A 26,054-nucleotide genomic window follows, 5' to 3' on the forward strand; every position below is an offset into this window, starting at 1 on the left:
GTTTGCTTTTGTCCTGAAATTATAAATTTGGCTTTTTGAGCCAGAAATCACGTCGTGTAATTTCTCTAAATTTAAGTTTTGATTATATAAAATCCGGGCTGAAATATCGGTTATACGCTTATAAATTTGGGCTTAAGATAGCTCGCTCTTTTTTAAAGGATTATTTTTGCCCTACGTAAATAAATTTATCGCTACTGCAGATCACCAAAAAGCTTACGAAATTTTGCTGCAAAATGGCTTTATCATGAGCCAAACCCAGCGCCTCATCGATAAAGGCAGGCTGATCTGCAATGGCAATGCCGTGAGCGAGAAAAATGCCATATTGTGCGGGGATGTATTTCTGATTGACTATGAAGCAGAGCCAAAGGGACTTAAGCCTATCTTTGAATGCGAGAGCTTTGCGGTATTTGACAAGCCAAGCGGGGTGCTCAGTCATCCAAATGGCAGGCACTGCGAGTACTCGCTAAACGATGAAATTTACACACTTTTTGGGCGAGATGCGAGCGTAGCACATAGGCTAGACTTTGAAACAAGCGGCGTGATAGTCGTTGGAAAAGATAGAAATTCCACGATAAAACTAAAGAAAATCTTTGAAAATAGAGAGGTTTCTAAAAGCTACATCGCGATGGTGCAAGGCAAGATCGAGCGAGAATTTACGATCGATGCTAAGATGGATCTGGCAAACAACTACGACGATGTGAAAATGCGAATGCAAATTTGTGAAAATGGAAAAAGTGCGGTGACTAAAATTTTGCCGATCAGATATTTTGACGATATCGATACGACTTTGGTTCAGGCTATTCCTCTCACTGGCAGGCAGCATCAAATTCGGTTGCATTTGTTTCATGTGAAACACAAGATCCTTGGTGAACCACTTTATGGTTTGCCACGTCCGCAGATCGAAAAAATTTTAGATAAAGAGATGAGCGAGCGTGAACGGATAAATTTAACTGGTGCAAAAAGGCTCTTGCTTCACTCGGATGAGATTTCTTTTAAATTTGATGAAATTTTTTACACCATAAAAAGCAAATTTGACGCTGAAAGCGAGTTTTATAGATTTGCAAAAGAAGGTTTACTTTAGTCTAAAATTTTTTAATAAATTTCTATTTCTCATAAACCTTTACCTGTTTTTGCCAAAGTTTATCACTTTTAGATACCACAATGATAATTTTGTAGTTTATGTAATTAATGCTCCACTTTATTTCTTTATGAGAGCTAGATTTTTTCTTAATATTAAGGCTTAGAATTTATGCCTATCTTTTTCATCTTTTAAAACTTTTAAAATAAGCCCTAATCCGAGTAAAACCACAATAGCAACAAAGATTATTTCGGCTATATCAAGTGCACTCATTCTAACTCACACTGGTTTGACTATTATCTTCAAGCGAATGTGTTTTTAAATTTTTATCGCTGGAAATAGCTTTAAATTTTGCATTTTCATTGCGTTGTTTTAATTGCCCACAAGCCGCACTTATGTCAAGGCCTTTACTCTGTCTGATCGTACAAGTGACGCCATGATCTCTTAGATATTCTTGAAATTTTAGCATGCTGGTAAGCTCAGGTCGTCCAAATTCACTGCCCTCATGTGGGTTAAAATATATAAGATTTACCTTCGCTTTTATGCCATGAAGTAATTTTACCAACTTTTTAGCATCACTCACGCTATCGTTTAAATCCTTGATAACAAGGTATTCAAACATCACGCGCTTGCGCATATCGATAGGAAATCCCCTAACAGCATCCATAACAGCCTCGATATTATATGCCTTATTTATCGGCATTAGACGACTTCTAAGTTCATTAGTAACAGCATGAAGCGATATGGCCAATAACACACCAAGTTCCATCTCGCCAAGCTTTTTTATCTGGCTACCAAGGCCACTAGTTGAAACGGTTTGACGACGTGGAGATATGGCTAGACCCTCGTTAAGAGCTAAAATTTTGATCGCTTTACTAACGTTAGTAAGATTATCGAGTGGCTCACCCATGCCCATATAAACGACATTTATGCGTCTTTCATAAGGTATTTTATTTTCTCTTTTTATCCATAAAATTTGTCCCACAATCTCGCCTGCAGTCAAATTTCTAACAAGCCCGCCCTTTGCTGTTAGACAAAAAGCACAGCCCATTTTACAGCCAACCTGCGAACTAACACAAACCGTATAGCGAGCATGACGACTGATCTTTCCATTCTCATCACTTATCTCCTCTTTCATCGGTAGCAAAACGCTCTCTATCTTTAGCCCATCTTTTAGCTCAAAAAGATACTTGATCGAACCATCACTACTTTGCTCAAATTTCACACATTTTAAAGGATCGATATAAAATTTTTCAGCTAGATCTTGGCGCATATCTTTAGGTAAATTTAGCATTTGGCTAAATTCGGTTGCGTTTTTCTTATATATCCACTCGTAGATTTGTGTTGCTCTAAATGGTGGAGAAACTAACTCTTTTAGCTCATCAATACTAAGATCAAGCAAATTTATCACATATTTTCCTTTATATATTTTGTTAGAATTTTCTTGGCCTCTGCGTGATTTTTTATAAAATCAGTATGTGCATTTTTATTACAAAAATTTGTCGCTACGAAAATTCCATAAGCTGGAATTTTAAAAATTTGAGCTACTTTTAGAACAGAAAAAAACTCCATATTTTCTAAAAAATAGCCTTTTTCAAATATCTTATGAGCCAAATTTTTGTCTGTCGTTATGAAATTTGATGAATTTGTTTTGACAGTTCCACGTGAAACGATAGAAGAAATTTCACACTCAATCGGTGAATAAGATCTATTTTCTATGCTAGAAATTTCGATATTTGCTCCAACCGAGCTTTCATAAATTTGCAAAATTTCACCATCTTTGTATAGACCAGCCGAACCAACAAAAACTATCTTTTCTGGCATCTGGTATAAATTTCGCTCAGGATTTTTTGAAAAAATTTGGCTTAGATTTTGTAGCTCTAGATTTGATGAGTTTGCAAATTTAGCCTCGATCTTTGTAAGGTAGTGTGGATCAATATTTTTTAAATTTATACTCTTTTCATCTGCTCCCACGCATGATCTTTTTTGCAAAAACTTTGTCAAATTTATCGCCATATCGACTAACCCCACACCCATCGGCAAGGCAAAATCAAAAATTTCGTTTTTTCCAGCTGAGATAATTAACATCAGAGCCTAACCTCAACGCCATTTGCTTTGAGATACTCTTTTAGCTTTTTTATCTCAATCTCACCAAAGTGAAATATCGAAGCTGCCAAACACGCATCAGCCCCGGCTTCAAAAGCCTCTTTAAAGTGCTCCATCTTACCAGCGCCGCCACTTGCGATAGTTGGTATAGAAAGCGTGCTAAAGATCTTTATTAGCTCAAGGTTAAAACCTTGTTTGACACCGTCATTGTCCATAGAGGTTAGCAATATCTCCCCTGCTCCACGCGACTCAACCTCTTTTGCCCAAACAAATGCATCTTTTTTAGTATCGATCCTGCCGCCATTTATAAAAACACTATAACCATTCTCGATCTTTTTAGTATCGATCGCAATTACGACACATTGCGAGCCAAATTTCTTAGCTGCCTCATCAATCAAATTTGGATCTTGTATAGCGGATGAATTTAAGCTTACTTTATCGCAGCCAGCATTTAAAAGGTGTGATATATCATCTAGCGTGCGTATACCGCCACCAACTGTTAGTGGGATAAAAAGCTTACTTGCGACCTTTTTTACGACATCAACTATCGTATCACGCCCAAGATGAGAGGCAGTGATATCTAAAAAGCAAAGCTCATCGGCACCCTCGTCATTGTATCTTTTAGCTATCTCAACAGGATCTCCAGCGTCGACAAGTCCTACGAAATTTATACCTTTTACAACTCTGCCATCTTTTACATCAAGGCATGGGATTATGCGTTTTGCAAAATGATTCAAATCTGTCCTTTATCTATTTTTCTAGCCGCTACCTCAAAATATGGCAAATTAGACCAATTTTCTCGGTTACCAACTATATAAACAACCTCTTTTGCTCTTGTTAGTGCTACATTTAGTAAGTTTGGCGTACTAGCAGCCCATGCTCTAGCACCTTTTGTGGCACCACCAAGAACAAAGATAACAACATCAGCTTCTTTGCCTTGCATGGTGTGAATAGTACCAGCCCCTTTTAAATTTTTACAAACATCTTTAAAAGGTGTTATTATTTTAACACTATCTTTTAGCTTAGCTAGCTTACCATCTAAAAGCTCTTTAACGATCATGCCTTCAGCTTTATTATAATTACCTATCCATTCATCACTACTAACATCAATCCATTCTGTTTTGATATTAGGATCACTAAGTTTACTTTCACTACTTCTACCAAGTATCATCATCTCATCATATGTTGTTTCGTTTGAAATTTTAAACATAGGGTTGGCGCACCTTCTATGAACGATAAGTGGCGAACCAACCCAAATGGACTTACCCTCTCCTTTTATATATGTACCAATATTTTGTACTTTATCGGCTCGAAGTTGAACTGATGATTTTAGTAGATTAAACTCATCCTTTGCATCGCAGTAGCGTAAAATAGCATTATTTAAAGCTGGTGGTAATGTTACAACAGGCTCAAGTTGAAGTGGATCGCCAACTACAACAGCCATGTTCGAGCGAAGCAATGCACCTAACGCGCTAGTCAAATTTGCCTGCCCTGCTTCATCTATCAAAAGCAAGCCTATATCGCCATTTAAAAGGTCTTTAAAAGTGTTATTAAACGAGGCAAAAGTCGAGCTAACAACTGGCGTTAGTAAAAATAATCCTTTGATTATCTCACGCCTGTCTTTAGACTTAAGACCGTTTTTTTCAGCCATCTTTTCATCATTAAAGATAACGCTAACAGCACGCAAATTTGCCCTAACAGCCTCTTTGCAAGCAAAAATAGTAGCTTTATGCAGATTAAGCGCTTCTTTAAAAAGCTTGATTCTTGCCTTAAAAAGCTTCGTCTTGTGGGATTTCTCATCAAGATCACGTTCCATCATAAATGGCATACTCTTTTGTATTTCTTCATTACTCTGATTAAAACTACCATTTAAAAAGCTATCAAGCTCTTCACTTCTACCAATTAATTTTTGACGTCTAATAAAGTCATCATTAAGCTTGTTTAGATGGTCTATCTTGGTGTTAAGTTCTAAAATTTTCTCTTCAAGCTGAGTTATTTGAGCTTTTAGTTCGTTTAATTTTACTTCACTCTTCTCTTTGTTTTCACTATTTTGCTTGCTTGCTTTCAAATTTTGCTCAGCTATTTGGCGATTTATCTCACTAACTTTTTGCGCTTCATTGTTATATTTTTCAAAAGCTTGTGTCCTTAAAATTTGCTGGAAAATAAAAAATGATGGCTTTGGAGGCGTACTGAGATACTCTTGTAAAATTTCATTTTGACCAATAAGTTTTGTTAGCTCGTTAGCTTCAGCTGCCTTTTGCTCTAGCTCATTTTTGCTCAAATCTAGCTCATCTATTAGTGGTTTTAAAAGCTCGTCTATTTGCTTTGCTGAATTATAGTTATCAAGTCTTTTATCGATATTTATAAGCTCACTATTTATACTTTTTAGCTCCTCTTCTTTGATCCTGATCTCGCTAAAAAGTAGATTTACTTCATGTAGGGCTTGATTAAATTTCTCCTTTGCCTCGTCGTAATCATCAATTCCTTCGCCAGTAGCCAAGTATTTGCCAAGCCCCATTAAAAAGCCATCTTGTTCTATAAATTCTTTAAATTCTTTTGAAATATCTTCAAACTGACTATGTGTTTTTTCGATCTTTACGCCATTAATCGCATTAAAAACAAAATTTGACTTGTTTTGCTTTGAGCCAAGTGCCACGCAAAACAGCCCCCAGGCTGGCTTTGATATAAATGACTTCTCGCCAAATTTAGTCTTTTCATCAGCAGAAAGTAGCCTCGTGGCTATAAATTTAAAATAATCAATCTCATCCGCATAGTCCCCTATGCTCTTTAGTTGGCTTAGCTCCTTACTCAAAATTTCAACTGCGCCGTTATTACAAGAGCTAACGACCATCTCGTAGCCCTGAAGTTCTTTATTTAGAGTGAAATAAAGCACCTTATCGCTACTATCTCGAACTGGTGCAAAGATATCATGTCTGCTCATTTGCGCGAGTTTCATCGCTCTAAGCGTAACGACTTCAGCCATTACGTCTTTTAAAAGCGTTGTTTTACCAGTCCCTGGAGCGCCATTTACGCTATAAATTCCACCACTTCTTTCTTTAAATTTTTTAATGATGTTATTAACAGCAATTTGCTGTGAGAAATTTAAAGCAAAGTCGCTAGCAAAGGCCGATCTTGGATACTCTTCTGCTTTAAAAAAATCTCTAACAAGCCTTCTATTTTGCTCATCTCTTACATCAAGTCTTTCAAATTTATTCTCACTGCCATCATCCAAAAACTGATCAGTTAGCTCATGCGTCCTGCCTGACTCGTAAAATTTGATAAGCAAATTTATATCATCTATAAAAAAGCTATTTAAAAGGCTATCATTTTCTTTAAAATTTGGATTTATGATCTTTACTTCAAGCCTTAAGAAATCATTACAAAATGGTGTTTTAAGTGCACTTTTTAGCTCATCGTTTATAAGCTTTATATATTTGCCAAATTCCATTTTTTCTTTATAGATAGATAGCTTATCTTTTATGCGCTCACACTCTTTGCTAAAATCACTTTGGCTTATCTCTTTTAGATAATCTAGGCGAGCCATTGCCCAAGGAGCTGTTGAGATAAAAAGATCATCAGATGAGTTTGGTGTAAAAAACGGAGTTAAATCATCATCTAAATTTACATCTTTTAAAGTAAAATTTTGGTCATCTTTACAAAATACCAAATCACCAGCGAGCTTAAATTTATAGCAAAACGCCTTATCAAAGCTCGTTTGTTCAGAGCGTAGTTCCTCTAAAATTTGCTCTTTTTCAAATTTAACATTTGCTAGCTTTGATATATAAATAGCAAGTAAGTCAGTCTCAAAAATGCCACCATAAATTGAAATTTCTATACCATTTTTTAAAAGCGAGCTATCAAATGCTCTTAAAATTTGTAGAAATTTCTCATCAAAATTTGCGATCTCAAGGTCTATTGATTTTTTAAATTTGGTATTTGTCTTTTTTGGCTCATCTAAGGTTTTTGGCTCTAAATATTGTGATAATAAAAAGTATTTTAAGGTATTTGCTTTGCTCAAATTTATGCCCTATTTCGTTATTATTTAGTGATTATAGTCCATTTTATATATGATTAAACTAAACTTGTAATCATTGTATAAGTAATTTTTGGCTAATATCGCGGCTATGATAAAGGCAAAAAAGCACTTTGGACAGAATTTTTTACAGGACAAAGCGACACTAGATAAGATCATCCAAGCGATACCCAATGACGTAGAAAACGTTGTTGAGATTGGGCCTGGCTTAGGTGATTTGACATTTAGACTTTTGCAAATTTACAAGACGACCTGTTTTGAGATAGATTGTGAGCTGTTTCAAATTTTAAAGGCCAAATTTGCAAATGAGATCCAAAATGGACAATTAAAACTTTTTTGTAAAGATGCATTAGAGCAGTGGCAGCAAGAGGGCGGACTAAGTAGCCAGAACTACTTCTTAGTCGCAAATTTGCCCTATTACGTTGCGACGAAGATGATCTTAAATGCGATAGATGATGAAAAATGCCTTGGCCTTATCGTGATGATACAAAAAGAGGTTGCTCTTAAATTTAGTGCAAAGAGTAAGGATAAAGAATTTAGCGCTTTATCGATCCTCGCTTCACTTCAAGGCAGGTGTGAGCTTTTGTTCGATGTGGATGCAAAGCTTTTTAATCCACCCCCAAAGGTCACATCCTCAGTCATCAAACTACAAAAAACAAAAAAGATTTTTGGCAAAGACGGGATTTTCAAAGATGCAAAACAATACGAGGCTTTTAAAGCATTTTTAAGAGCTGCGTTTGCTTCGCCAAGAAAGACACTTTTGAAAAATTTATCTACAAATTTTGACAAAAATGCGTTAGAAGAAATTTTTGAAAGCCTAGGCTTAGCTCAAAATTTACGTCCACACGAGCTAGATGTCGATTCTTATCTAAAAGTATTTGAAAGATTAAAGGAAGATAATGAACGACAAAAACGAAGAGAAAGTTGTAACTAACCAAAGCAAAAACAACAAAAGACGAAGATTTAGACCAAAAAATAAACCAAAACAAGAGGGCGAAACTACCGAGCAAGCTTCACTAGCAAGCAAAAGCGTAATAGATAACTTCTTTGCAACAGAGCAGGCTGAAACTGAAACGCACGCCGAGCCAAAGAGCCAAAATTCTCGCCCAAAAAAGCCAAGAAATAACAAAAATCAAAACAAAAATGGCGAAAACAATAAGCCAAAAGAGCAAAAACAAGAATCACAAGAAACAAAAACCAAAACACAAGAACAAAAAGAAAAGCCTAAAAAAGCTAAAAAGCCAAAGAAAAATTTACCTGCAAAACTAAATGGTAATGAACAATGGCAGCAAGATATCGCAAGTGCAATGGTGGCAAACAAGGTCGTTCACGAGCTTCGTCTGGAGCCGATGAAATATCTAAACTCAAGTGAACATAAAATTCGCATAACTCCACTTGGCGGTCTTGGTGAGATCGGCGGAAATATGACGATATTTGAGACCGATACGAGCGCGATCATCGTTGATATCGGCATGAGCTTTCCAAGCGAGAGTATGCACGGCGTGGATATCCTCATCCCGGACTTTGACTACGTTCGCAAGATAAAAGATAAGATAAAAGGCGTCATTATCACTCACGCACATGAGGATCATATCGGTGCAGTGCCCTACTTTTATAAAGAGTTTAAATTTCCGATTTACGCCACGCCTTTGCCACTTGGTATGATAAATAACAAATTTGAAGAGCACGGCCTAAAACAAGAGCGCTCGCTTTTCCGCTCGGTCGAGAAGAGAAAGCCATATCTCATAGGCGACTTTGAAGTAGAGTGGATACACATAACGCACTCTATCATCGACGCCTCCGCACTTGCTATCACGACAAAGGCTGGCACTATCATCCACACAGGCGACTTTAAAATCGACCACACTCCGATAGACGGCTACCCAACAGATCTTGGCAGACTAGCGTATTATGGCGAGCGTGGCGTGCTCTGTCTATTAAGCGATAGCACAAACAGCTACAAAGAGGGCTTTACAAAGAGTGAAAGTAGCGTTGGCAAGACCTTTGACGCGATATTTTCAAAAGCAAAAGGGCGCGTCATCATGAGCACATTTAGCTCAAACATCCACCGCGTCTATCAAGCGATCGAATGGGGATTAAAATACAACCGCAAAGTCTGTGTCATCGGCAGATCAATGGAGCGAAATTTATACACTGCGATGGAGCTTGGCTACATCAAGCTCGATAAGAAAATTTTTATCGATGCAAACGAGGTTGGTAAATTTAAAGATGACGAAGTGCTTATCGTCACTACTGGCTCTCAGGGCGAGACTATGAGCGCGCTTTACCGCATGGCGACAGATGAGCACAAATATATAAAGATAAAGCCGACTGATCAGATCATAATCAGCTCAAAAGCGATCCCAGGCAACGAAAACAGCGTCTCAACGGTGCTAAATTTCTTACTAAAATCAGGTGCGAGCGTCGCTTACCAAGACTTTAGCGAGATCCACGTCAGCGGTCACGCAGCGCAAGAAGAGCAAAAGCTGATGCTTCGCCTCATAAAACCAAAATTTTTCTTGCCGGTGCATGGTGAGTACAACCACATCGCAAAGCACAAAGAGACGGCCATTAGCTGTGGTGTGGATGAGAGAAACATCTATCTAATGAGCGATGGCGATCAAATGGAGATCTGTCAAAAATACTTAAAACGTGTAAAAACGGTAAAAACCGGCAAAGTCTTCATAGACAATCAAATAAATAAACAAATCTCAGACGATGTCGTCATCGATAGACAAAATCTTGCCGAAGCAGGTGTCGTCATGATAATCGCTCAAATTTCACGTCATGGTGCAAAACTTATAAACAAGCCTCGCGTCATTAGCTACGGCCTTGTGGGCAATAAACAAGATGCGGAGTTTAGCAAAGAGATGCAAGAAATTTTGACGCAGTTTTTAAGCAACGTCAAAGAGGAGCTTTTAAAAGATGGTAGACTGCTCGAGTCACAAGTACGCCAAGTGATTAGAAAGCATATCTTTAGAAAGGTCAAAAAGTACCCAACTATCGTGCCAATTATCTATCTAATGTAAGGGAAATTTATGCAAACAATCAACCAAATCGCAGCCGAAGTTTTAAAGATAGAAGCAAACGAGCTTTTAAGACATGCTAAAAACTTAGAGATAGAAGATGCTGTAAATTTGATATATAACGCAAAAGGCAAAGTCATAGTCACAGGCGTGGGCAAGAGCGGTCATGTAGGTGCAAAGATCGCCGCCACGCTTGCAAGCACCGGCACGCCAAGCTTTTTCTTGCATCCAACAGAGGCTATGCACGGCGACCTTGGCATGATAGGAAAAGATGATGTTTTGTTAGCTATTAGCTTTAGTGGCGAAAGCGATGAGCTTATCAAAATTTTACCTCACGTAAAGCGCTTTGGCGTAAAGATCGTCGCAATGGCAAGAAGTAAAACAAGCTCGCTTGGTAAATTTAGCGATGCATTTATTAGCATAGATGTAGAGAAAGAGGCCTGCCCACTAAATGCCGCTCCAACAGCATCAACTACACTAACGTTAGCTCTTGGCGATGCGTTGGCTGTTTGTTTGATGCAAAGGCGAGGCTTTAAAAAAGAGGACTTTGCAAATTTTCATCCAGGTGGTAGCCTTGGAAAGAGGCTATTTTTAAAGGTCAAAGATGTGATGAGAAGCGAAAATTTACCGATAGTTCACTGGAATGCGAGCCTAAAAAAAGCAATCGATACTATGACACACGGTAAACTTGGCACGGTCCTAATCGTCGATAAAGATGGTGTGTTAGATGCTATTTTAAGCGACGGCGATCTTAGACGTGCACTTATGCGAGAGGACTTTGACCTAGACGAGCCAGCAATGAAATTTGCAACCTTACATCCAAAAGAGATAAACGACAAGGAAATGTTAGCCGTGGATGCGTTAGCTTTAATAGAAAAGTATAAAATTCAGCTTCTAGCCGTTGTAGAAAATGGCGTGCCCGTAGGTGTTTTACACATCCATGACCTTACAAATTTAGGACTATAAAATGGAAAAAACAAGACTAAATAAATTTATCTCACATAACACAAATTACTCACGCCGTGAGGCAGATGAGCTGATAAAAGCTGGTAAGGTTAGCATAGCAGGACGAGTGGTTAGCGACCTTGCCACAAGCGTAGATGAAGATGACAAAGTACGTATAAATGGTCGTTTGATAAAGCTAAAAAAGGAATTTACTGTTATCGTCTATCATAAACAAAAGGGTGAACTAGTTAGCAAAAAAGATGACCGCGGACGAAAGACGATCTATGATACACTAGATAAGAAATTTGCAAAATTTGTTAGCGTAGGACGCTTAGACTATGCGAGCGAAGGGCTACTTTTACTAACTGACGCTCCAGCAATCGCCACAGCTTTGATGAATAGTGACTTAGAGCGCGAATACTATCTAAAAGTAAAAGGTGAAGTAACGAAAGAGGTTATTGAGGCCATGACAAATGGCTTTTTTGCCAAGGACGCTACCAAAGGCGCTCACGCAAAAACCACTATAAAATCAATGGAATTTAAGCCATTTCTAGCCTATAAAGTCTTTGGCTCAAGCGGCGGCTATACAAAACTAAAGGTCATCATCAACGAGGGGCAAAATAGGGAGCTTCGCCGCTTCTTTGGCTACTTTGACCTTGAAGTGATGGATCTAAAAAGGGTTAGTTTTGGGCGCGTTAGCCTTGATATGCTAAAGCCTGGCAAATGGCGCTACTTCGAAAATAGCGAATATGAAGACCTAAGAGACTTTTTAAAAGTTAATAACGTTAGATACTAACTTAGGCTTGTTTCTCCATCAAAGAGGCAAGCCAAACCACAATAACTACAAATTTACAAAAATGGAGAAAAAATGAAAAAGGCTGTTCTTTTATACACAATCTTACTAACTATTGGATTCTCCAAGGATCTAGTAGAACTTGGACTTGAGGCTTACAGCAAAGGTGACTACAACAAAGCAGTCGAGATATTTACTAAAACTTGCAATGATGGAAATAATGGCAATTGCTATAATTTAGGACTTTTGTATATAAATGGCCAGGGTGTAAAACAAGACTACAATAAAGCAGCTAAATTATACGAAAAGGCTTGTAATGGTGAAATTATTCAAGCTTGTTATAACTTAGGATTTTTATACTATAACGGTCAAGGCACTACACAAGACTACTATAAAACTGCTCAATTGTGGCAAAAAGTTTGTGATGCCAAATATAGTATTGGTTGTTATAATTTAGGGCTTTTATATGAGGATGGTCAAGGTGTAGAGCAAGACCACAATAAGGCGGCTAGATTATACGAAGAAGCTTGCAATAATGGACATGCACTAAGCTGTTCTAATCTAGGTGTTTTATATATAAAAAACCAAGGTGTAGAACAAAACTATAACAAAGCCATAGAGCTATACAATAAATCTTGTGACGGTAAAAATGCTATAGGTTGTTTTAATTTAGGAAATTTATACGAAGAAGGCAAATATCTAAAGCAGGACTACTATAAAGCGGCCAATCTATATAAACAAGCTTGTGATGGCGGATATGCTAATGGCTGCTATAATCTAGGTAATTTTTATGAAAGAGGACAAGGGGTAGAGCAGGACTACACCAAAGCTACCAAACTATACGAAAAAGCTTGCGATGGCAATATCGCCCAAGCCTACCACAATTTGGGAGTTTTATATGTAAATGGTCTGGGTGTAGAGCAAGACTATTATAAGGCAGCTCAATTATGGCAAAAAGCTTGCAATGACAGATACAGTATGAGTTGTTACAACTTAGGAATTTCATACAATAATGGCCAAGGTGTGAAACAAGACTATTATAGAGCGGCTGATCTATACAAACAAGCTTGTGACGATGGAGTTAATGATAGTTGCTCTAATTTAGGAATTTTATATGAAAACGGTCAAGGTGTAGAGCAAGACTACAGTAAATCCCTAGAATTATATGAAAAAGCTTGCAATAATGGATACAATCGCGGTTGTTTTAATTTAGGAGCTTTTTATCTAAAAGGCAAAGGCGCAAAACAAGACTACCACATAGCAAAAGAATATTTTTATAAAGCTTGCGAATTAGGGCTTCAACCAGGGTGTGACGTTTATAAAAAGTTAAACAAATAAGGCTTTCAATACCAAAAACAACCCAGCGAGCTTTAATAAATTTAGAGCTACGCAAATTTATATCTTATTTTCTGAAAGTAGGATGTTTATATATGGATTTAGTAGCGTCTCACCACGTGCTGCGTATAGCAAGACCTCTTTAAAATAGTTATCGCATATGCCATACAAGTGAAACTCATATGCCCCTATGCCGTACCCCATCGGTGTGATGTCGACCCTTGAGTACCAAGCGTCTTGTGCTAGGATATAGCGGTTTGTATCCTTTGTGTATACATATAGCTTTATCTTTTCTTTATCTTTTTCTGCCATATACCAGATAAAAGAATTTGTAATATCGTTAAAGAAGTAGATATTGCCATTTGGCATGATAGCTTGAGCTGTGTCGTTGTTATCAGCTATAAGCGTCCTACTCTCATAACATATATATTTATTTGGTGTTAGCTCTTCGATCGGCTCTGATTTGCCGTTATTTAAAACCAAAATTTTATCATCGCTTATATCAGCATTATAGGCAAGTACGGCTAAGACTAGAGCTAACAAACATAAAGAAAAAATTTGTTTTATCAAAATAAAAATCCTCTTAACAAATAATATTTTAGGACATAAAGCGCGCAGATCAGCACACAAGCACTTAGCCAGATAGATGAAAATTTAAGCTTGTGTGAGTAGTTAGTCTTTGTGATAATCTCAACAAGATATGGCATAAGGCCGTAAAAAACGCCCAGAAACAAACTGCCCCAGATGAGGTAGCCAACGTAAAAATAGTTACCTTTTAGCATGCAGTATGGGCATTTATGGTTTGGCTGCTCGTAAACATAAAGGCCAAAAAAGTAGGTGATGGCATAGTAACTAAGCACCAAAAACAATAAATTTGCCACAAAGCTCGCCATACTTTGCTTTAAAAAATTTAGCACCAAAATAACAAAAAAGAGCACATAAAATGCACTCACTAAGCCAAAATTTGTATAGCCAAATGGTAGCTTTGGAGCTTGAAAAGTAACAGAACAGCAAAAGACCGGCACTTTTAGTGGAATGTTGTAAAAAAACGAAATTTCTATACCAAGTTCGAGCAATATCATGACAAAAAGACAGATGAAAATGGCGTATTTTTTCTTTAGATAAGGGAAATTTAGAGCCTGCAAGTCAAGCTTATTTATAACCAGCCAAATGCCAAGCCCAAAGATCAGCAAAATTTTAGTGAGCATCAATATGCCACCAAATTTATTTGAGCCGATCACGCCAGCTGAGCACATAGCACCAGGTACAATATCAGAGAGTTCATTTAGGCAAAGTGCAAAAAATATAAACAATACGATCTTGATACAGACGCAAAAAAGTAAGATCGTATTTACAAGGTAGTTTTGTTTTTCAAGCGAGTATTGAAGCGATGTTAGCGCGTTGTAATCCCACGACCTCACGATCCTAACGACGTAAAAGAGCGAAATACTCATCAAAACTAACAGTACAAACTCCGCTAACAAAAAGGCAATAACGGCGTTTGATAAAAAGACACTCATACTATCTCTCCATTTTGTAAGCTGACAACTCTATCTGTTGCACTTAGCTCATCAAAAATGCTATCGTGAGTAGCAACGATAACACTCTTTTTTAGAGCTTTAAAAGACTCTAGTAAGCCTAAAAAAGCACGTGCATTTTGTCTGTCTAAATTTGCCGTTGGCTCATCAGCCAAGATGATGTTAGCATCCATAGATAAAGCCCTAGCTACCGCACATCTTTGACGCTCGCCACCACTTAAATTTGATACGTTTTCATCTTTTTTATGAGCGATATTTGCAAGCTCAAGAGCCTTTTTTATCATCTCATCTCTCACGTTTGCTTTAAAATTTGTTAGAGCAAATGGAGCTAGTAAATTTTCATATACACTCAAGCCATCAATAAGGTTAAAATTTTGAAAAACTAATCCAAGCCTTTTGTGTCTAAGCTCAGAGCAAAAGGCATCAGGCAACTTTGCGATGTTAGTGCCATCTATCAAAATTTCTCCACTAGTTGGCTTTTGAAGTAGGGCAATGAGCGAAAGCAAGGTACTTTTACCGCTTCCACTAATGCCTTTTAGTATCACTAGCTCGCCGTCATTAATATCTAAATTTATATTTTTTAAAGCACAAAACTCATTTTGTTTGTTTTGGTTATAAACTAGGCTAACACCTCTTATATTTATCATTTTAGCCCCTCATTTATGTCACTACTTGCTACTCGCCATGAAGGTATGAGCACAAATGCTAAAAATGGTATCACACCAAAAACAAAGATCAAAAAGAGTTTATCAAACTCTAAAATAGGCGTGAAATTTGTAAAATTTAAAAGCTCATCACCTAAAAATATCCCCTTTAAAAGTGGAGCGTTAAATACAAAAACAAAAAGATAAGCCAGCATAACACCGAGCAAAAAAGCACTAACACTAACGATGAAATTTTGTATAAATTTTAAAAATATAATATCTTTTATACAAAAACCAATGCTTCTTAAAATAGCTATTTCACGCTTTTTGCTACCATAGGCGAGTGAGATTTGGTTTTTAAGCAAGACAAAGAATATAAGCATAACGCTAACGTAAATGCTCATAAAAATTCCACCCTTATAATAGTAAAGGTGCCTAACCTTAGCCACTTCATCTTCTATACTAAGAGCGAAAGAATTTGGATATAAATTCTCTATCTTTAAAGCTACTTCACTGATCTCATCTGTGTTTGGCACCTCAACGTAGAGCTTTGTATACTCTTCATCTTTTAAATTTAATATAGCTCTTAGCGTATTTGGATGCAAAAATATAGCGTTATTTGTGATTAAACCACTTTGTGCCGGCATAGTCTTTAATATCTTTACTGGTATCATGCGCTCTTCAGTTAGAAAATTAAAGCTCTCGTCGTAGTAAAGCTCATTCATCGCTGCCTTTACACCTTCTCCGACGATCATCTCATCCTCTTTTAAGCTATCATCTTCATATAGATGAAACCAAACATGCTTTTGAACGAAGTAGTACTCTCCATCAACTACGCCCCTTACATCACTTACGCCATCGATCTTTGAGATATCGTAGATATAGCCAGGGTGCATGAGATCATTTTTGCCAGTACGAAATGCACTCACTACGATACTTGATCTATCTTTTACTAAATTTATAAGATCATGTTGGATCGATCCAGAGATGAAAAGCACCGAGCTTAGCACAAAGATAATGAGTGCAAAGAGGCAAAAGCTAAAAAGGTGATCCTTCCTATCTTTAAAAAGCAGAACCACAGCATAGTTTATAAAATTTTTACCTATCATAGACAAAGCCTTTTTGCCCCTTTTGGTTAAAACTAAAAGCAGCATTTGCTCTTGTTATCTTAGAAATTTCTCTTAGCTCATCTTGCTTTGCTTTATGATCAAAGCTAAGATAGTGTACCGCTAAAAGCGTATAAGAAAGTCCAAAAAATAACGCCAAAAAAACTAGAAATTTCACACTATTTACCGATAAAATTCTTTATCTCGTCAAATCTTATGACACCTTTGCCAGCATGATCTTTTAAAAAGCTCACTGCCTTTGCTTCATCTTTAAATGGGATAAACTCATCGCCCATTGGTCCGTAAACGTTTGAGCCATGAACATAAAACGCATCTTTTGCGTCAAGCTTTTCTAATGTGTAATAATCGCTCACATAAGCATCTTTCATTTTAATGTCCGCAAAATAAAATTGTGCCATATCTTTTACACCATCAAAATAATAATCTTTGCCATCTGCTTTGATGAGTGTCGCCCATGGAGAATTTTTGACGAGCATGCCGCATACCGCACATCTTGCACCCTTTGGTACGACTATTCTCTCAGGTTTTTTTATTTCTTGTTTAGGTTTTGAAGCTTGGTTGCTAGTGCCTAGATTTGCCGGAGCGTCCCATAGATACAAAGCGGCAGCTTGTAGGTGTTTGTCGTATTCAGGAGCTTTGCTAGCCTCTTTTGAGTCACATACTTGTTTAAGATGAGCTTTTAGCTCAGAGATAGCTTTAAAGCTTTTTGGATCTGTTTTTTCGCAGTTTACCTCGTAAAATTCCTTACCATGTACGTAAACGCCGTCCTCACGTTTAGCTTTTATCATTTTATTATCACCTTCGAAATCCTGTCCAGCAATCTCGTAAGCTTTAGCAAAATTCATTATCTCGCCGCCATTTTCTGCTTGAAATTCTTTTGCATCAGCCTCGGTTGAGAAGGCATATTTACTATTTCTAGTCATTGTGCCCTTGACACTACTACCAACTACGTAAAATGCCTTGTTTACGTCGATCAAATTTAAATTTTTAGTATCAACGACTTGTGCCTCGCTTGGGATCTTGCCTTCTGTTAGCTCGTATAAGCAGTGGAGTGATGCTACTTGCTTGCCGTTATATACGTGATTAGTCTTATAAAATTTAACCAAATTCATTCCACAAACGGTGCAGTACTCCTTACCCTCGCCACTTCCTACTAGTGTAGCCTTGCTAGGATCCACGCTTTGAAACATCGGTTTCATTTTGACGGCTTGTTCATTTGCCGAAGCACCAAAAAGTAGGGTTGCTAGCAGTGCTGAACCCAAGATAGAACGTAAAATCATAATTATCTCCTTTAGTATTTTTATTTTTATATTATATAAGCTTTAAATACCGCTAGGTTAGCTTTATCAAGCATCAATGCTTTCCTAAAATTTCTAAATTCTCACACGCTTCTTTTAAGCCATTTTTGCAGCTTTTAGTGAAAATTTCACGTGCTTTCTCCACGTCTTCTTTTACGCCTTTGCCTTCAGCTAGCATGATAGCGTAATTATTGCAGCCCTTTTCATATCCATATATACACGCTTGCTCATAAAGTTTTGTGGCTTTTGTAAGGTTTTGATCAACGCCCTGAGCATAGACATATAAAAAGCCGAGATTATCACACCCTATGCCAGCTTCGTTTGCACAAGCCATTTCGTAGTTTACTTTGGCTTTTGCATAGTCTTTTTCTACACCTTCACCCCGCGCGTATAGATAGCCAAGGTTGCTACATCCTATGCCGTCCCCTGCCTTGCAAGCCTTTTCGTAAAGCTCTTTTGCCTTTTTAAGATCCTTTGTCACGCCGGTGCCATTTGCATAAAGCAAGCCAAGCTCTGTGCAACCCTCATTATCCTTACAAGCCTTTTCATAAAATTTAACTGCTTTTACTAGGTCTTTCTCTACGCCTTTGCCTTTTTCATAGACGTAGCCAAGATTGCTACAAGCCATAGAGAAATTTTGATCACAAGCCTTTTCGTAAAGCATCGCCGCCTTTGCTTCGTCCTTTTTGACATTGCCATCACCTCTGCTGTAAAGTACAGCTAGGTTATAGCAGCCTGATGCCTTTTTCTCTTTGTCACAAGCATCTTCATAAATTTGTGCTAGCTTGTTGTGATCGTCTTTTGCACTTAAAGCCTCTTTGATATAGCCAGCATTTAATAGTCCCAAACAAGCAAACAATAAAACTAAACCCTTTTTCATCATATCTCCTAAATCTCTTTTATATCCTTACCTCTATAAGCAAAGGCGATTAGCAAAGCCAAGAGCATTAAAAGCAAATAAAGCAAATTTGAAACGCTAAATCCATCACCATTTGCGTATGAGTGAAGTCCGCTTAGATAGAAATTTACACCAAAATAGGTAAAAATAACTGAACCAAAAGAGAGCACGCTAGCTACTAAAAAGGTAAAAATATTTTTTAATCTTGGGATAAATCTTAAATGAAGTGCAATAGCATAAATAATTATCGTAATGTACGACCAGCTCTCTTTGCTATCCCAGCCCCAGTATCTACCCCAGCTCTCATTCGCCCAGACGCCACCAAGGAAATTTCCAATAGTTAGCAGGCTAAGTCCTATGATGAGGCTTAGCTCATCAGTTGCAGCGAGGTATCTTATCTGTTCACTAAGCTTTTGCTCGTTTTTTTGATTTTTTATAGCCATTAAAAGAAGTCCAAAAAGCCCGAGCACAAAGCTAAAACCTAAAAAGCCATAGCTTGCCGTGATGACACTTACGTGCACACTAAGCCAAAATGACTTTAAAACTGGGACTAGATTTGTTATTTGTGGATTTATAAAATTTAGATGAGCCACAAGCAAGCTCACGCTTGCAAAAAGTGAAGCAGCTCCAAGAGCAAAGCTTTGATGTTTAAAAAATAAAACTCCAGCTAATACGCTTGCGAGCGAGATATAGACTAAACTCTCATAGGCATCACTCCAAGGTGCATGCCCTGAGATATAAGCACGAAGAGCTAAATTTAGCAAATGCACCACAAAGCCAAAATAAAATGCAAGGCTAAGCGCTTTTTCAAATCTAAATTTCTTTCCAGAAAATAGCCTATAAAAGCCAAGAGCGAGCGAAACTAGCCCAAGGATCATGTAAAAATATATAAGAAATTTAAAAATTTCCATTTGGTTATAAAGCACCTCAAGCTCCACCTTTGCCTCGCTTGGCGCAAGAGAGCCTAGAGTGCTTCTTTGATAGCTTGAAATTTTCTCCAAGCTCTTATCAGCTCCCTCACACTCGCCACTTTTTACGCAAAAGCTTAAATTTTCTATATAATTGCCTAAAACACTTTTAAGCTCGCTTGAAATTTCACTTGAGCCAAAGGCTTCATTTACGCCTAGCCATGTTAATTTATCACCATTTTTAGCTGGGATAAATTTTAAAATTTCTCCCTTTAATGCAAGGTATAAGACATTTAGTCTCTCATCAAATTTGATCACGTCATTATCAAATTTATCTCTTTTTGAGGCGGATTTTTCATTTGCAGCTTCTACAAATTTAGCCAGCTTATACTCGCCATTTTCGTTAAAAACATCGTTAAAACTAGCAAATTTTTCATTAACTCCCAAAAGCTCGCCCACACGCTCACTTGTGATCTTTACTATCCTTTTGTCCATCCACTCTTTTGGCGAGATGGCAAAAGAGAGCATTAGCTCCTCGCTACTAAGCCCAAATAGCGTAGTTTTGGTTGAAATTTTACTTATCACAGCTCTTGAGTAAGAGCCAGCTGGAGAGATTCTGCTATCAGCCTGAGTCAAAATTTTGGCAAATTTGCTTGCATGAGCGTCTAAATTTTTATTATTTTCGTTAGCAAAATTTGGAGTTGCGCTTAATAAAAGAACAGCCAAAAATGCTATTTGAGAGCCTTTTATGAAATTTAGCAGCCTAAAAAATCGGCTATTTTTGCTAAATAAATTTGCCACAAAGCCAAGGCAAAGCAAAAAATATCCTATGTAAGTTGGGATTTTGCCAGGATCACGGCTGATCTCAAAAGCGCTTCCAAGCTCGTCAGGATCGTATGAAGACTGAAAAATTTTATAGCCATCAATCGTTAGTGGATTATTTAGCGAGATGTCGTACTTGCCGCCAGCGATACTTACTTTACTTGTATAAGATGATGGACTATTTAGCCCTGCATATCGCTCTAAAATAAACTCATCAAGCTTTAATGAAAATGGTAAATTTAAAGCCTTTGAGCTAAAGTAAAATTTCACCTCTTGCCCACCAAAACTTAGCACACTAGGCTCCAGCTCATATCCAGCTCCGCCTTTTAGTTTAATACTCTTTTTTTCGCCGTTAAAACTTATCTCTAAGCTAAGCGTAGCAGGAGCGTTTTTCTCATCTTTTTTATATCCAAGCAAGTTAATTATAAATTCCTTGCCGTCTATAAAATTTTTAAACTCAAGGTCGTTTTTACCAAATAAGCTTAATTTTAATGGATAACTAAAATTTTCTCCAAGCATTTCGACTCTAAGATAAGGCTTAACGCTTTGCATTACATTTGAGCTTTGCAGAGCTCTAAGATGCATAACGCCCTCTTCTCCAAAATACCTTGTAAGCGCAGCTCCGATGAAGATAACGATAAAAGCAAGATGTATCAAAAATGCGCCAAATTTTTTATACATCTTGGTTTTTATGATACTAATGGCTAAACAAATGGTGCAAGCAAACATAACACACTCGTACCAAAGCGCTTCGTAAACAAGCACTCTGGCCGTTTGTGTGTCATAAAAATTTTCTAAAAAAGTCGCAAGCCCTGCACCAAAAGCAAGAATAAATAATAATATCAAAGACAAGCGGTAGATATTTAAAATTCTCATCGCTCGCCTCTACTTTAAATGCTATAAGTTTGTCCCGCATAAAGTATAAACACCCTAAGCAGTAAAACACCGATAACAGCCGCTAATGAACTGATATAAAAGCTAAATTTTAGGCTAGCTACTTTTTTGCCAAATGCAAAATTTAAAACAAAAGGCACAATGAAGCCAACTAGCACAACACCAAGCCAAAAGAAATTTGCCCAAACGCCACTATAAAAAGCAACAGCTGCATTTTGCTGATAACTTGAACCAAGTAAAAGCGATACAAAAAGCATTAAAATGAGTAAAATTTCAGCTCCCAAAACGCTAAATTCTACGCTATGAAGCGAATGAAGGTCGCTTGAATGTGGATCTTCTTTAAATAAAGCTGCTGCGACCAAGCTACTGCCACTTATACCAGCACTTAGTCCTGAAGCTATAAATAAAGCTGGAAGCACAGCTGTGTTTAAGAGTGGAAATCTAATCAAAACTGAGATCAAAAATCCAGTATAAGCACAAATTATTACAGCAAAAATAAGGCAAATACGACTTAAAAATGGATAAAGCGGTATTAAAATTTTCATTATTAGTGCAAAAAGAGTGCTAAAGGATTTTAAACTTTTGGCTAAGAAATTTGAAATCTCATCATTAAATGCATAAAGGCACATCAAAAAGCTAAGCGGTATAAATACACAAAGTCCAGCAACACCGATAGACATGACTGATGTGAAATTATAATTAATCAAAATTTTCCAAAACAAGAGTGGCTTTTCAAGATCAGCTATCAAGCAAACCATACCAAGCATGATGCTAACAAATGCTAAAAGCGAAGCAGCCTTGAAAAATGAGCTAAAACTCTCTTGCTTTTTATAGTGTTTTAAAAGTATGGCAGCGATTAGCGCTCCACCACTCATACCAGCTAGCAAAAGATAAACAGCGATCGGCCAGCCCCACTCTACTCCATGCGAAAATGTTGCAGTAAAATTTAATGCACCATCCATCTTACACCCCCATTTTTACTTTAGGAATATATCTAAGGCTTGGTTTTGTGCCAAGCTCTGCTCTTAGCCTTATGCTATCTTTTACGGCTAGTAGCTTGCTGATGTGTGAATCTTCATCGTTAAGATCACCAAATACGATCGCCTCATATCTACAAGCTTCTACGCAAGCTGGCTCTTTTTCGTCCTTTAAATTTGTATCTACGCAAAAGTTACAGCTTTGAGCTGAGTGCGTAACCTTATCGATATATCTCACGTCATATGGACAGGCTACGATGCAGTATTTACAGGCGATACAATCATCTATATTTGTAGTTTGTATGCCAGTTTTTTCGTCTTTATGACAAGCCTTGGTCGGACAAACAGCCACACAAGGCGCATCAACGCACTGCTGACAAGACACTCTTACAAATCTTTTATCGAGTAAATTTTTAGGATTAGTCTTATCTTCTATAAAAAGTCTCATCTGTCCTTTTGGGACTAAATTTACCTTTCTGCAAGCTATCTCGCAGTCCGTACAGCCAACACATTTATTTTGGTCAAATATCATACCAAAGTGTGGTTTTTTTACACTTTCTTCACTCTTAAAAGCAAAACCACTACTTGCCGCACCAGCACCAGCAGCCACAACTACCATGCTTTTTAAAAAGGCTCTTCTATTTTTTTGATTTTGCATTTTTAACTCCATTTTATATCTTAATGAGGCTTTTTAATGCCCTCATTTAGTTCTTTTTCGTGAATTTTCTTTGCAGCCTCGGCTAACTCACCTGGCTTTAAGACCTTAACAAGCTCTATCTCAAAAACAATAGTCTCGCCTCCAGGTATACCCTCCATGCCGCTATTGCCGTATGCAAGTTCTGGCGGGATAACAAATTTAAACTTATCGCCCTCTTTCATGAGCATTAAGCCCTCTTCAAGACCTGGGATCAAATTTAGCATAGAAAGATGAGCTGGAGCCTCTTTTGTCTCATCAAAGACCTTACCATCGATAAAGCTAGCTTTGTAGTTTGCTATGATGATACTCTCTTGTTTTGGAGTCGCTCCTTTTTTGCTTGATTTTAAAATTTCATATTGCAATTTTGATTTTGTCGTTTTTACGTTTTTATTTTTTGCATTTTTATCCATAAAAGCCTTGCCCTGCTTTAAATTCTCTTTAAGTATGGCGGCTTCTTTTTCTTTTACTATCTTGTCTAAATTTTCAGCTCTTTTGTTTAGTAGCTTTGCTATCTCATCATCGCTTAGTTTTAGCTCTCCTTTTAGTGCATCACTAAAACCTTTGATAACGGCCTCAGCATCGTAGCTAATGCCTATTTGTTTTTGTTCAAGTAACCCTTTTAAAACATATCCACCACTTGTTGCTCCCATAGCATAAGACTCATTTGAATCTACATTTGCAAGCAAACCAGAAGCACTTAAGCTAAGAAGTAGCGTAAATTTTAAAACCTTATTTTTCATATCAAACCCTTAAGATTAAAGGGGCTAAAACTAGCCCCTAAATGCTATAAATTTTTATTCAAAATTCTTTGAGCTTCTTTTATATACTCTTTTGATGCATCGAGTTTTTGTTTAGTAAATTTAAATCCGTGCATACCCCACGAACCATCTTTTTCAACCATATCGATGATCTCTTGAGCATTTTGGATAAGCTCATAAACTCTTACTTTATCACTTGCATCAAGTTTTTTAGTCTCAAGTAGTGAGTAAAGTCCCTCGATGCCTATTTTGACCTCTGAGAATTCATTCTTAACTGGAGTTTGCCAGCCCATAACTTCATCATAAACTTGTTTTTGGTTTTTGAAGTGAAGTGTTGGTTTTAGCTCAGATAATACTGGGCTGTGGCAGCCTTTGGTATCTTTCATATCTTTATCAGCCCAAGATGTTCTAGCGCACGCCCACATCAAGTCAACGTAGTTATGGCCATTTTTATCTCTCTCAAAGTGCCAATCTTTAGCATCTCTTGGACCTTTAGCAGCATCTCCTGGTACTAGAGATTTCTCTTTTGGATCAACCATAATCTTCCAGATGTGAGATCTTCTTTGAGTATCAAAGCCAGCGTTGTCTTGGAACTGAACAGCGTAGAAATTCTCGCAGCTCATCATAAATGGCATGTGGCAAGATGCACAAGTATTATCTTTGTGTGTATCTGCTTTAGATGCGATATATGCTTGAGTTTCGTGGCAATCTTTACACTCTTTTCTAATCTTTGGTTTAGTATAGAATGAGCTTAGATAGCCTTGCTCTGAATTATAGTTCATACCTGTTACACTCTTATCACCTACAACTGGACCTGTGTTATCGTGTGGATCGTGGCAAGTAACACATCTCATACCTTTATCATAGTGAGCTGTAAAGTATGATTGAGAACCTTCAGAACCACATCCTGGTCCCATTGATTTAAATTTAGAGCTAAGTGAGAGATCAAGCTTGCCGTTATTAAGAGGATTAGCACGAGCTAGATCTGGGCTAAAGTTAAACCTTTGGTGGCAGCGTTCGCAGTTTGATGTTCTAAAATTTGTAGCTCCATCAAGGTGACCGCCAGCTCCGTGGCACTCCTCACAGCTTACGCCTTTTGAGATAGTGTGTTTTTGAAGCTCTTTAGCATTACCAAGTGCTGCGTAAAATTCTGCTTTTGATTTGAAATCAAATTTAACTGGGTGACAAACTTCACAATATGATGAGTTTGCTTGGAAAAACATTGATTTTTTATGTTTTGCGGCATATGAAGCAAGGCCTCTAACATATCCGCCATTATCACCGTACTCTTCAAGAGTGCCAGGAAATTCCGGGACAAGCTCTTTTATCTTTTTAACAGTTGCGTCGTCTAAATTTAACGCCCATGTTCTTTGCCATTGGTTACCACCAGCTACGATCTGACCTGTACCATCTCTTAGCAAACCGCCCTCAACGTAGTAAGTACCACGAAGTAGCCATGCATCAACGTAGCCCATTTTGGTTCTTAAGTGACCAACAGTTGCGTAGATAACATCTGGAGTAATACCTTTTGGAAGGATAGAAGCGGTATCTTTGTCAAATACTGGCTCAGTTAGGTTGTTATTAACCTCTGGGTGCTCACCAGGAAAACGCATAGTAGTTGCGTGGCGAGATCTGCTCCAAACTTCATACTGAGCTGGGTGACACTCACCGCACTTTTCTGGTCCTACAAATTTGTTAGGAAATTGAAGTGATGAAGTGGCTGGAATTCTATACATCATAGAACTATAGCCCTTACCGCCATCTCTTTTACTAAGCTTTGACATATCAAAGCCATGTCCCTCGGCAAGCCACTCTAAGCCACGGTCGTGAACGACCATTTTACCGACGGTTTTTCCACCATATTTTGTAAAAATAGGGTGGTTTTTAAATAACCAGTTATACATCTCTTGCTCTTCTACAACGTAGTCTTGCAAGGAGATAACACCTCTACTTTGCAGTGTGCCTTTAGGATTTGCGATAACATCACGTGCTTTATCGGACATCTGCATATTATGCTCTTCGCAACAGGCTTGTGAAGCGAAGATGCTAACACCCATGAGCAAACCAGCTAAGGCTTTTTGTAGATTTCTCATGTGCCCTCCTTTAAATTTTTTATCCTAAAATCAAAATGATTTCATACTGATAATACTAACACCAAAAAAGGGTAGAAAAGGGGG

The 26,054-nt window shown here is 37.6% G+C and carries 22 protein-coding genes; 6 read left to right on the top strand and 16 right to left on the bottom strand.

Going from position 1 to position 26,054, the window contains the following annotated elements; all coding sequences use genetic code 11:
- Positions 1-166: 166 nt before the first annotated feature.
- A complete protein-coding gene (locus tag F3H00_RS01200) occupies positions 167-1,081 on the top strand; it encodes a pseudouridine synthase family protein (RefSeq protein ID WP_148799444.1) in 915 nt (304 codons plus the stop codon).
- A gap of 271 nt (positions 1,082-1,352) precedes the next feature.
- Here F3H00_RS01200 and rlmN read toward each other — a convergent pair whose 3' ends face one another.
- Genes rlmN through F3H00_RS01220 form a run of 4 tightly spaced genes read right to left on the bottom strand, consistent with a single transcriptional unit; the run spans position 1,353 to position 7,202 of the window.
- A complete protein-coding gene (rlmN, locus tag F3H00_RS01205) occupies positions 1,353-2,489 on the bottom strand; it encodes a dual-specificity RNA methyltransferase RlmN (RefSeq protein ID WP_148799442.1) in 1,137 nt (378 codons plus the stop codon).
- Positions 2,486-3,166, bottom strand: coding sequence for a purine-nucleoside phosphorylase (locus tag F3H00_RS01210; RefSeq protein ID WP_148799441.1), 681 nt, complete (start codon positions 3,164-3,166; stop codon positions 2,486-2,488). The genes rlmN and F3H00_RS01210 overlap by 4 nt, the downstream gene beginning before the upstream one ends.
- Positions 3,166-3,921 carry an imidazole glycerol phosphate synthase subunit HisF gene (hisF, locus tag F3H00_RS01215; protein ID WP_148799439.1) on the bottom strand — a complete coding sequence of 252 codons (756 nt, stop codon included), beginning with the start codon at positions 3,919-3,921 and terminating at the stop codon, positions 3,166-3,168. The genes F3H00_RS01210 and hisF overlap by 1 nt, the downstream gene beginning before the upstream one ends.
- On the bottom strand, positions 3,918-7,202 hold the full coding sequence (locus F3H00_RS01220) for a DEAD/DEAH box helicase (protein WP_148799437.1): 3,285 nt from the start codon (positions 7,200-7,202) through the stop codon (positions 3,918-3,920). The genes hisF and F3H00_RS01220 overlap by 4 nt, the downstream gene beginning before the upstream one ends.
- Positions 7,203-7,308: 106 nt before the next feature.
- Here F3H00_RS01220 and rsmA point away from each other — a divergent pair, with 106 nt between their 5' ends.
- The 5 genes from rsmA (at position 7,309) to F3H00_RS10275 (ending at position 13,319) form a co-directional block, all read left to right on the top strand.
- Entirely contained in the window at positions 7,309-8,151 is an 843-nt protein-coding gene (gene rsmA / locus F3H00_RS01225) for a 16S rRNA (adenine(1518)-N(6)/adenine(1519)-N(6))-dimethyltransferase RsmA (RefSeq protein WP_148799711.1), read from the top strand.
- Positions 8,117-10,246: a ribonuclease J gene (locus tag F3H00_RS01230; protein WP_188115303.1), complete on the top strand. Its 2,130-nt coding sequence runs from the start codon at positions 8,117-8,119 to the stop codon at positions 10,244-10,246. Before rsmA ends, F3H00_RS01230 begins: the two co-directional genes overlap by 35 nt.
- 9 nt (positions 10,247-10,255) lie before the next feature.
- Positions 10,256-11,209 (top strand): KpsF/GutQ family sugar-phosphate isomerase, encoded by a 954-nt coding sequence (locus F3H00_RS01235; protein WP_149703655.1) that lies wholly within the window; start codon positions 10,256-10,258, stop codon positions 11,207-11,209.
- A gap of 1 nt (position 11,210) precedes the next feature.
- Entirely contained in the window at positions 11,211-11,984 is a 774-nt protein-coding gene (locus tag F3H00_RS01240; protein ID WP_009295179.1) for a pseudouridine synthase, read from the top strand.
- A 72-nt stretch (positions 11,985-12,056) separates the two neighbouring features.
- Positions 12,057-13,319 (top strand): tetratricopeptide repeat protein, encoded by a 1,263-nt coding sequence (locus F3H00_RS10275; RefSeq protein ID WP_148799433.1) that lies wholly within the window; start codon positions 12,057-12,059, stop codon positions 13,317-13,319.
- Positions 13,320-13,376: 57 nt separating this feature from the next.
- Here F3H00_RS10275 and F3H00_RS01250 read toward each other — a convergent pair whose 3' ends face one another.
- From F3H00_RS01250 to F3H00_RS01305, 12 genes are all read right to left on the bottom strand, one after another.
- Positions 13,377-13,886 (bottom strand): hypothetical protein, encoded by a 510-nt coding sequence (locus F3H00_RS01250; RefSeq protein WP_103649230.1) that lies wholly within the window; start codon positions 13,884-13,886, stop codon positions 13,377-13,379.
- Positions 13,883-14,836 carry a hypothetical protein gene (locus tag F3H00_RS01255; RefSeq protein WP_148799431.1) on the bottom strand — a complete coding sequence of 318 codons (954 nt, stop codon included), beginning with the start codon at positions 14,834-14,836 and terminating at the stop codon, positions 13,883-13,885. The genes F3H00_RS01250 and F3H00_RS01255 overlap by 4 nt, the downstream gene beginning before the upstream one ends.
- Positions 14,833-15,501: an ABC transporter ATP-binding protein gene (locus F3H00_RS01260; RefSeq protein WP_148799429.1), complete on the bottom strand. Its 669-nt coding sequence runs from the start codon at positions 15,499-15,501 to the stop codon at positions 14,833-14,835. The genes F3H00_RS01255 and F3H00_RS01260 overlap by 4 nt, the downstream gene beginning before the upstream one ends.
- Entirely contained in the window at positions 15,498-16,607 is a 1,110-nt protein-coding gene (locus F3H00_RS01265; protein ID WP_148799427.1) for an ABC transporter permease, read from the bottom strand. The genes F3H00_RS01260 and F3H00_RS01265 overlap by 4 nt, the downstream gene beginning before the upstream one ends.
- Positions 16,597-16,782 carry a hypothetical protein gene (locus tag F3H00_RS01270; RefSeq protein WP_103625229.1) on the bottom strand — a complete coding sequence of 62 codons (186 nt, stop codon included), beginning with the start codon at positions 16,780-16,782 and terminating at the stop codon, positions 16,597-16,599. Before F3H00_RS01270 ends, F3H00_RS01265 begins: the two co-directional genes overlap by 11 nt.
- Position 16,783: 1 nt before the next feature.
- Positions 16,784-17,905, bottom strand: a complete 1,122-nt coding sequence (locus F3H00_RS01275) for a nitrous oxide reductase accessory protein NosL (protein ID WP_148799425.1) — start codon at positions 17,903-17,905, stop codon at positions 16,784-16,786.
- Between the two features lie 73 nt (positions 17,906-17,978).
- A complete protein-coding gene (locus tag F3H00_RS01280) occupies positions 17,979-18,803 on the bottom strand; it encodes an SEL1-like repeat protein (RefSeq protein ID WP_148799423.1) in 825 nt (274 codons plus the stop codon).
- A gap of 8 nt (positions 18,804-18,811) precedes the next feature.
- Positions 18,812-21,427: a cytochrome c biogenesis protein gene (locus F3H00_RS01285; RefSeq protein WP_149703656.1), complete on the bottom strand. Its 2,616-nt coding sequence runs from the start codon at positions 21,425-21,427 to the stop codon at positions 18,812-18,814.
- Positions 21,428-21,441: 14 nt separating this feature from the next.
- Positions 21,442-22,407: an NrfD/PsrC family molybdoenzyme membrane anchor subunit gene (gene nrfD / locus F3H00_RS01290; protein ID WP_054197341.1), complete on the bottom strand. Its 966-nt coding sequence runs from the start codon at positions 22,405-22,407 to the stop codon at positions 21,442-21,444.
- A gap of 1 nt (position 22,408) precedes the next feature.
- Positions 22,409-23,080 (bottom strand): 4Fe-4S dicluster domain-containing protein, encoded by a 672-nt coding sequence (locus tag F3H00_RS01295; RefSeq protein ID WP_072595319.1) that lies wholly within the window; start codon positions 23,078-23,080, stop codon positions 22,409-22,411.
- Between the two features lie 20 nt (positions 23,081-23,100).
- Positions 23,101-23,859: an FKBP-type peptidyl-prolyl cis-trans isomerase gene (locus F3H00_RS01300; protein WP_021090397.1), complete on the bottom strand. Its 759-nt coding sequence runs from the start codon at positions 23,857-23,859 to the stop codon at positions 23,101-23,103.
- A 44-nt stretch (positions 23,860-23,903) separates the two neighbouring features.
- Complete coding sequence (locus tag F3H00_RS01305; RefSeq protein ID WP_021090404.1) at positions 23,904-25,970, bottom strand: multiheme c-type cytochrome; 2,067 nt, start codon at positions 25,968-25,970, stop codon at positions 23,904-23,906.
- Between the last annotated feature and the right edge of the window lie 84 nt (positions 25,971-26,054).

Source organism: Campylobacter concisus, from assembly GCF_902460845.1.
GTDB classification, from domain to species: domain Bacteria; phylum Campylobacterota; class Campylobacteria; order Campylobacterales; family Campylobacteraceae; genus Campylobacter_A; species Campylobacter_A concisus_X.